Genomic DNA, 7,234 nt, shown 5'->3' on the forward strand with positions numbered 1-7,234 from the left:
GACCTGGACGGCCTGCCGTCCGACGTCGACGCGGTCCTCGACCAGGTGTTCGCGGTGAGCGGCGTCGCGCGGCCGCAGCACCCGCCGCTGGCCGGCGTCGGCGGGCGGACCGGGCGCGACGGGCTGCACACCGAGGCGCTCAGCCGGATGCTCGCCGAGATGCAGGTGGTCGCGCGCGCCCACCCGATGGGGCGCTGGTGACCCCCCGAACCCGGCTGAACGCCGAGACCCGGGTGAACGCCGAGACCCGAACGACCTCGGAGGCCCGGGCGCGCGCCGTCGCTGCCGAGGTGCGCGACCCGGAGCTGCCGATGCTGACCCTGGGTGACCTCGGGGTGCTGCGGGAGGTCCGGATGGAGGGGGACGGGGTCGTCGCGGTGATCACGCCGACGTACTCCGGTTGCCCCGCGCTGGCGACCATGCGGGACGACCTGGTCCATCGTCTGACCGACGCGGGCTTCCCGCGCGTCGAGGTGCGCATCGCGCTGGCGCCGGCCTGGTCGACCGACTGGATCTCCGAGCGGGGCCGCGCCGCCCTCCGCGCGGCGGGCCTGTCGCCGCCGGGACCGGCACGCCGGGAACCCGGTCCGGTGGCGCTCACCTTCGGCCCGACCCGCCGCGCCCCACGGTGCCCGCGCTGCGGTGCGGACGCCACCCGACTGGTGTCCGAGTTCGGCGCCACCGCGTGCAAGGCCCTCTACCGCTGCACTGCCTGCCTGGAGCCGTTCGAGCACGTCAAGGAGGTGTGATGAGGCCGGTGTTCCACCCGCTGCGGGTCGCCGCGGTCGAGCGCCTCTGCGACGACGCGGTCGCGGTGACGTTCGCGGTCCCCGACGAGCTCCGCGCGGCCTACGCGTTCCGCGCCGGACAGTCGCTGACGCTCCGGCGGACGATCGACGGCCGGGAGGAGCGGCGCTCGTACTCGATCTGCGCCCCGGTCGGCGCGGAACCCCGCATCGGCGTCCGCGAGATCCCGGCCGGGATGTTCTCCTCCTGGCTGGTCCACGACGTCCGGCCCGGGGCGACGATCGAGGTGCAGGCCCCGACCGGCGCGTGGGACGCCGATCCGGCCCGCGGCGAGCGGCACCTGTGCATCGCCGCCGGATCCGGCATCACGCCGCTGCTCTCGATCGCCGGAACCGTGCTCCAGCACCCGGCCGCGCAGGTGTCCCTGCTCTACGGCAACCGCACCAGCCGCACCGTGATGTTCGCGGACGAAATCGGCGACCTGAAGAACCGGTACGGGCCGCGCCTGCAGGTGGTCCACGTGCTCTCCCGGGAGCCGCGCGACGCCGCGCTGCTCTCCGGTCGCCTCGACCGCGAGCGGCTGCGCCGCCTGCTCTCCGACCTGGTCCCGGTGGAGGCGTTCGACCACGTGTGGCTGTGCGGACCGCACCCGATGATCGAGGACGCGCGGGCCGTGCTCACCGACGCCGGTGTGCCGCCGGACCGCGTCCACGTGGAGCTGTTCTACGTGGACGCGCCACCGCCGGAGCCGCGGCGCACCACCGCGGTGGTGGGCGAGACGACCAGGCTCACCACGGTGCTCGACGGCCGGCGGGCCACCGCGACCGTGCCTCGGGACAGCACGCTCCTCGACGCGACCAGGGCGACGACCGGCAACGCGCCGTTCGCCTGCAAGGGTGGCGTCTGCGGTACCTGCCGGGCCCGCGTCCGCGAAGGTGTCGCCGACATGCGGCGGAACTACGCGCTGGAGCCGTCCGAGGTCGCGGCCGGGTTCGTGCTGACCTGCCAGACGTTCCCGGTCAGTGACGCGGTGACGGTGGATTTCGATGCTTGAAGACACCGCACGGCGGAGTGCGGAGGTGATGCTCGCCGGGGACGCCGCGAGCCGCTCGCTCGGCATGGGACTCGAGCACGTCGGCACCGGAACCGCCGAGGTCTCGATGCGGGTCCGGCCGGACATGACCAACGGCTGGGCGCTCTGCCACGGCGGTCTGATCGCGACGCTCGCGGACACCGCGTTCGCGGTCGCCTGCAACTCGCGGGGCGAGGTGACGGTCGCCGCCGGATTCGACATCACGTTCCTGGAGTCCGCGCGCGCCGGTGACCGGCTGCTCGCCCGGGCGACCGAACGGGCCACCCGGGGTCGCTCCGGCGTCTACGACGTCACGGTCCTGCGCCTGGCCCACGACGAAACCCCCGCCGAGGTCATCGCCGAGTTCCGGGGCCGGAGCCGGTCGCTCGGGCGCGCCATCCCCGGGCTCGCCGCCGATTTTCGGGAAGACCACCCCTGAGCCCCTCCGCCAGCGGTGCTCTTCCGAAAAACCACCACGGGCGGTTCACGCGCGGCGGGTCAGGCCCTCGAAGGCGATCGTGACCAGGGCGTCGGCGACGGTCGCGGCGTCGTACGTGCCCGCCGCGCGGTACCACTCGACCAGCGAGTTCACCATGCCGAACAGCAACCGGCTGACGAGGTCCGGCGGAACGTCGTCCCGCAGCGCCCCCTCCGCGATGGCCTCCCGCACCAGCGCGGCGAGCCGGTCGTCCAGCCAGCGACGCCGCTCCAGGGCCTCCTGCTCGACCGCGGTGTTGCCGCGGATCCGGAGCAGCAGCGTCACCGACGGCTGGTGCGCGACGAGCACCTCCACCGAGCGGTGGACGACGTCGCGCAGGCGGGCGTAGGCGGTGCCGTTGCCCCGGGACGCGTTCGACACCAGGGTCGTCAGCTCGTCCAACGCGTCGTCGAGGGCGAGACGGAGCAGGTCTTCCTTGCTGTCGAAGTGGTGGTAGATCGCCGGCTTGGTGACGCCGAGCTCCTTGGCGAGATCGCCGATGCTCGTCGCGTCGTACCCCTTGCGGTTGAACAACTCCACGGCCGCACGCAGAACGGCGGCCTGGTCGTAGCCGGGTCGGCCACGCCCGCGACGGGCCGGCGAGGTCGGGTCGACTGCTGTCACCGGGGAAGCCTCTCACGGCGCTCCCGGGCTTGCCGCTCGTGGCACTACAGCCAGCTGTACCGGAGATCCGGTGGTGCGGGGTAGCGGTTCGCGCGGCCGCCGAACCTAGCGTCGAACGGCATGAGAACGAAGAAGGCCCCGTCGAGCCCGCACACCGTGCCCTCTGTGCCCTCCCCGTACGCCGTGCGCCTGGATTCGGTGTCGAAGGTGTACGGGTCGGGTAAGGCCGCGGTCCGCGCGCTCGACGCGGTTACGGCGGAGTTCCCGCGTGGCACGTTCACCGCAGTCATGGGCCCGTCCGGGTCCGGCAAGAGCACGTTCCTGAACTGCGCGGCCGGTCTGGACCGGCCGACGTCGGGCCGGGTCGTGCTGGGTGGCACGGAGCTGTCCGGCCGCTCCGAGACCGAGCTGACCGAGCTGCGCCGGGACCGGATCGGGTTCGTCTTCCAGGCGTACAACCTGCTCGGTGCGCTGACCGTCGCGGACAACGTCACGCTGCCGATCCGGTTGGCCGAGAAGCCGGTCGATCCCGGGCAACTGGCGGCCGTACTCGCCGCCGTCGGGCTCGCCGAGTTCGCCGACCGCCGCCCGAGCCAGCTCTCCGGGGGCCAGCAGCAGCGGGTGGCGATCGCCCGCGCGCTCGTCACCCGGCCCGACCTGGTGTGCGCCGACGAACCGACCGGCGCGCTGGACAGCCGCAGCGGCCGTCAGGTCCTCGCCCTGCTCCGGACGATCGTCGACGACCTCGGCCAGACCGTGCTGATGGTCACGCACGACCCGGTCGCGGCCGCGCACGCCGACACCGCGGTGTTCCTCGCCGACGGCCGGCTGGCCGGCGCGATGACCCGGCCGTCCGCGGAGCAGATCGCCGAGCGCATGACCCACCTGGGGGACGCGTGAAGCGGCGCATGCTGGCGCTGGCCTGGAGCACGGTCCGGGGGCGGAAGGGCGGGTTCGTCGCGGCGTTCGTCGCGGTGCTGTCCGGCTCGGCGGTGATCACGGCCTGCGGAATCCTGCTGGAGAGCAGCGAGCGCTCGGGCGTGCCGACCGAGCGCTACCGAGCCGCCGACCTGGTAGTGGGCGCCCGGCAGGCGCTGCCGGTCGACGACGACGTGGATCCCCGGTTCCGCGAGCGGGCCACCCTGCCGGCCCAGCTCGTCGGGGACCTCGCGCGCGTGCCCGGCGTCCGGGCGGCGATCCCCGACGTGAACGTCCCGGTGAGCCTCGTGACGGCGGACGGCGAGGTGCTCGCCGGGCCGGACCGCGCCCCCGCGCTCGGGCACGGTTGGAAATCGGCCGTGCTCGGCGCGTTCACCACGACCGCCGGGCGGGCGCCGGCCCGGCCCGACGAGGTGGTCCTGGACTCGGCGCTGGCGCAGCGGGCCGGCGTGGCCGTCGGCGCGTCGATCCGGCTCGCGGTCGGCTCGGCTCCGTCGACCTACCGGGTGACCGGCATCGCGACTCCGCGCGGCGGCGACCTCGCCCGGCAATCCGCGGTGTTCGTCACCGACGACCGGGCCCGGGAGCTGACCGGGCAACCCGACCGGGTGGACGCGATCGGCGTGCTGGCCGCGCCCGGCGTCGGTACCGACGAGCTGGCGCGCGCGATCGAGGCGGCGGCTCCCGGGGTGACCGTCTACACCGGCCGGAGCCGGAGCGAGGTGGAGTTCCCCGACATCGGCAGCACGCGGTCGTTCCTCAGCGAGCTGTCGCTGGCGTTCGGCGGCAGCATGGTGCTGGTCATCATGGTCGTCGTAGCGAGCACGCTCGCCCTCTCGGTTCGGCAGCGGCTGCGGGAGCTGGCGCTGCTGCGGGCGATCGGCGCGACCCCGAAGCAGGTGCTCGGCATGATCGCCGCCGAGACCATGGTGGTGGGCGCGCTCGGGGCGGTGCTCGGCGTGATTCCGGGCATCGGGCTGAGCTTTCTGATCCGCGAGACGTTCGCCCGCCTCGGCGCGGTACCGGCCGACTTCGCGCTGTCGATCAGCCCGCTGCCGCTGCTCGTCGCGGTGGTGCTCTGCCTGATCGGCGCCCGGCTGGGCGGCTGGATCGCCGCCCGCCGCGCGGCCAAGCTCAAGCCGGTCGACGCGCTCGGCGAGGCCGCGCTGGAGCCGCCGAAGCTCGGGTGGTTCCGGGTGACCGTCGGCGTGCTCCTGATCCCCGCCGCGCTGGCCATGGCGCTCGTGCTGCCGCTGCGGTTACCCGGCGAAGGAGCCGTGGAGAGCGCGGCGTTCTCGGCGTTCCTGCTCGTCCTCGCCGTCGCGCTGCTGGGGCCTCGGCTGCTCGGCGGCGCCGTCACCGTGCTGGGCCCCTGGCTGAACCGTCGCTCCGGGGTGAGCGGGTTCCTCGCGTCCGCGAACGCGCACGCCAACTCCCGGCGGCTCGCCGCGGCGACCACTCCGCTGATCATGGGCATCACGCTCGCCGCCGGGCAGCTCTTCAGCGGAACGACCGCGAGCGCGGCCGCACAGGATCAGGCCGCGGACGGGCTGCGCGCGGACTACGTCGTCACCTCCTCGTCCGCCGGCGTCTCCCCGGAGGTCGCGGACGTGCTCCGGACCGTGCCCGGCGTCTCGGCGGTGACCCCGGTCGTCCGCACGCAGACGCTGGCGACGTTCGGGTCGCGGGACAGCCCGCAGCTCAGGGCCTACCCGGCGCAGGGAGTCGTCGGCGACCGGCTCGGCGAGACGATGGACCTCGCCGTGCTCGACGGGGACATCGCCGAGCTGCGCGGCAACACGGTGGCGCTGAGCCGGATCGCGGCGGGCACCCTCCAGGTCGCTCTCGGCGACACCGTCGAGCTCCATCTCGGCGACGGCACGCCGATCGAGCCCACGGTGGTCGCGCTCTACGAGAGAGGACTCGGCCTCGGCGACGTCACGCTGCCGCACGACGTCGTCCTGGACCACACCACCGACCGCCTGGACTTCGCGATGCTGGTCGCGGCGGCCGCGGGAACCGACGTCGGGGCGCTCGGTGACACGCTGCGCGCCGCCGTCCGGCACCTCCCGACCGTCTCCGTCGACGACCGCGAGTCGTTCGTCGCCGCGCAGCACGACGAGGTCGCCGGCGAGTCGGCGGTCGGCCTCGTCCTCAACGCGGTCCTGCTCGGCTACCTCGCGATCGCCGTGGTGAACACCCTGGTGATGGCGACCGCCGCTCGTTTCCGCGAGTTCGCCCTGCTCCAGCTCGTCGGCGCCACCCGGGGGCAGGTACGCGCGATGATGCGCGGCGAGACGCGGATCATCGTCGTGGCCGCCGTCCTCCTCGGCACGCTCGCCGCGATCCCGTCCCTGATCGGCACCAGTCTGGGGCTGACCAGGACCGTGCTCCCGTCCGTCCCACCGCTCACCTACCTGGGAATCGTCGCGGTCGCCGCGCTGCTCGGCCGGGCCGCCGTGATGACCTCGGCCCGGATCGCCATGCGGGCGCAGCCGGTCGACGCGATCGGCGTGCGCGAGTGACCCGGCCGTCGGCGCGCTCAGAGGTGGGCCAGGGCGGCCGCCGGGTTCTCGACCGCGTCGGCGACCCGCCGCAGGAACCGGGAAGCGGTCTCGCCGTCGCAGACCCGATGGTCGAAGACGAACGACAGCTGGGCGACCTTCCGGACGACGACCGCGCCCTCCACCACCCAGGGCCGGTCGATGATCCGCCCGACGCCGAGCATCGCGACCTGCGGCGGGTTGAGGATCGGGGCGCCACCGTCCACGTCGAACACGCCGTAGTCGTTGAGCGTGAACGTGCCCGCCGTCAGCTCCGCGGGCGTGCTCGTCCCGGCGCGCGCCGCGGCGACGACGCGACGGATGCCGACGCCGAGCTCCGTGGTCGTGAGCGTCTCGGCGCCGACGACCGCGGGCACCACCAGCCCCCGCGCGCCCTGGACGGCGATGCCGAGATTGATCCGGTCGAGATGGACGATCTCCTGCCGCTCGGCGTCGTAGCGACTGTTGAACACCGGGAACTCCCGGAGCGCGGCCACGGTGAATCGGGCCAGGTAGGCCAGCAGCCCCGGCTCGGTGCGCTCCCGCAGCGCGACCAGCGGGGTGGCGTCCACGTCCACCCAGATCGTCGCCTCGGGAATCTCCCGGCGCCAGCGGGTGAACACCGCCGCGGCGGCTTTCCCGACGCCGGAGAGCGCAACCCGTCGCCCGCCGCCCGCCTCGGGCGCAGGCGCTGCGCTCGGGCCCGGCGCGCTGTCCGGGCGGGGGTCGGTGGCCGGGCCGGGATCGGCGGCCGGGCCGGGATCGGTGGCCCACTCGATCCGCCCGGGAAGAGCCGCTGCGGCGCCCGCCTGCGCCGCAGCGGCCCGCTCG

8 protein-coding genes are annotated in these 7,234 nt (G+C 74.4%); 6 read left to right on the plus strand and 2 right to left on the minus strand.

Annotated elements, in window-relative coordinates; all coding sequences use genetic code 11:
• The 4 genes from ABEB28_RS41965 to paaI form a co-directional block, all read left to right on the plus strand.
• The coding region (locus tag ABEB28_RS41965; protein ID WP_345733901.1) for a Phenylacetic acid catabolic protein at nucleotides 1-201 on the plus strand (201 nt) is incomplete at its 5' end.
• Between the two features lie 32 nt (nucleotides 202-233).
• Nucleotides 234-749, plus strand: coding sequence for a 1,2-phenylacetyl-CoA epoxidase subunit PaaD (gene paaD, locus ABEB28_RS41970; RefSeq protein WP_345733910.1), 516 nt, complete (start codon nucleotides 234-236; stop codon nucleotides 747-749).
• Nucleotides 749-1,801: a 1,2-phenylacetyl-CoA epoxidase subunit PaaE gene (paaE, locus tag ABEB28_RS41975; protein ID WP_345733902.1), complete on the plus strand. Its 1,053-nt coding sequence runs from the start codon at nucleotides 749-751 to the stop codon at nucleotides 1,799-1,801. The genes paaD and paaE overlap by 1 nt, the downstream gene beginning before the upstream one ends.
• Nucleotides 1,794-2,258, plus strand: coding sequence for a hydroxyphenylacetyl-CoA thioesterase PaaI (paaI, locus tag ABEB28_RS41980; protein WP_345733903.1), 465 nt, complete (start codon nucleotides 1,794-1,796; stop codon nucleotides 2,256-2,258). The genes paaE and paaI overlap by 8 nt, the downstream gene beginning before the upstream one ends.
• 45 nt (nucleotides 2,259-2,303) lie before the next feature.
• On the opposite strand, the gene ABEB28_RS41985 is transcribed toward paaI, so the two are convergent.
• A complete protein-coding gene (locus ABEB28_RS41985; RefSeq protein WP_345733904.1) occupies nucleotides 2,304-2,921 on the minus strand; it encodes a TetR/AcrR family transcriptional regulator in 618 nt (205 codons plus the stop codon).
• 120 nt (nucleotides 2,922-3,041) lie between these two features.
• Here ABEB28_RS41985 and ABEB28_RS41990 point away from each other — a divergent pair, with 120 nt between their 5' ends.
• Both ABEB28_RS41990 and ABEB28_RS41995 read left to right on the plus strand, forming a co-directional pair.
• A complete protein-coding gene (locus tag ABEB28_RS41990; protein ID WP_345733905.1) occupies nucleotides 3,042-3,821 on the plus strand; it encodes an ABC transporter ATP-binding protein in 780 nt (259 codons plus the stop codon).
• Nucleotides 3,818-6,385 carry an ABC transporter permease gene (locus ABEB28_RS41995; protein WP_345733906.1) on the plus strand — a complete coding sequence of 856 codons (2,568 nt, stop codon included), beginning with the start codon at nucleotides 3,818-3,820 and terminating at the stop codon, nucleotides 6,383-6,385. The genes ABEB28_RS41990 and ABEB28_RS41995 overlap by 4 nt, the downstream gene beginning before the upstream one ends.
• 17 nt (nucleotides 6,386-6,402) lie before the next feature.
• Here ABEB28_RS41995 and ABEB28_RS42000 read toward each other — a convergent pair.
• The coding region (locus ABEB28_RS42000; protein WP_345733907.1) for a 2-oxo acid dehydrogenase subunit E2 at nucleotides 6,403-7,234 on the minus strand (832 nt) is incomplete at its 5' end.

It is taken from the genome of Cryptosporangium minutisporangium (assembly GCF_039536245.1).
Lineage (GTDB): Bacteria > Actinomycetota > Actinomycetes > Mycobacteriales > Cryptosporangiaceae > Cryptosporangium > Cryptosporangium minutisporangium.

What these genes read in the sequence shown, in the direction of transcription:
- paaE (WP_345733902.1), top strand. Translation starts at nt 749, where the DNA reads ATGAGGCCGGTGTTCCACCCGCTGCGGGTCGCCGCGGTCGAGCGCCTC.
- paaI (WP_345733903.1), top strand. Translation starts at nt 1,794, where the DNA reads ATGCTTGAAGACACCGCACGGCGGAGTGCGGAGGTGATGCTCGCCGGG.
- ABEB28_RS41990 (WP_345733905.1), top strand. Translation starts at nt 3,042, where the DNA reads ATGAGAACGAAGAAGGCCCCGTCGAGCCCGCACACCGTGCCCTCTGTG.